The 422-nt window shown below is 48.8% G+C and carries 1 protein-coding gene; it reads right to left on the bottom strand.

The window, feature by feature from the left end; genetic code table 11:
• Positions 1-344: transposase (locus tag OQV04_RS24875; protein WP_000567757.1), on the bottom strand; the 344-nt coding region annotated here is incomplete at its 3' end.
• Positions 345-422 lie beyond the last annotated feature (78 nt).

Below are 422 nucleotides of genomic sequence, written 5' to 3'. Positions count from 1 at the left end.
AAGGGCGCGTGCGCTATCCACTTTTTTGCCCGTCCATATTCAACGGCTTCTTTGAGGAGTTCATTTTCCATCGTTTTCTTGCCGAGCAGGCGCTGGAGTTCTTTAATCTGCTTCATGGCGGCAGCAAGTTCAGAGGCAGGAACAACCTGTTCTCCGGCGGCGACAGCAGTAAGACTTCCTTCCTGGTATTGCTTACGCCAGAGAAATAACTGGCTGGCTGCTACACCATGTTGCCGGGCAACGAGGGAGACCGTCATCCCCGGTTCAAAGCTCTGCTGAACAATTGCGATCTTTTCCTGTGTGGTACGCCGTCTGCGTTTCTCCGGCCCTAAGACATCAATCATCTGTTCTCCAATGACTAGTCTAAAAACTAGTATTAAGACTATCACTTATTTAAGTGATATTGGTTGTCTGGAGATTCA

This window comes from Escherichia sp. Lx600-2 (assembly GCF_036662595.1).
Classification (GTDB): domain Bacteria; phylum Pseudomonadota; class Gammaproteobacteria; order Enterobacterales; family Enterobacteriaceae; genus Escherichia; species Escherichia coli.
This window is presented reverse-complemented; position numbering and strand designations above follow the sequence as displayed.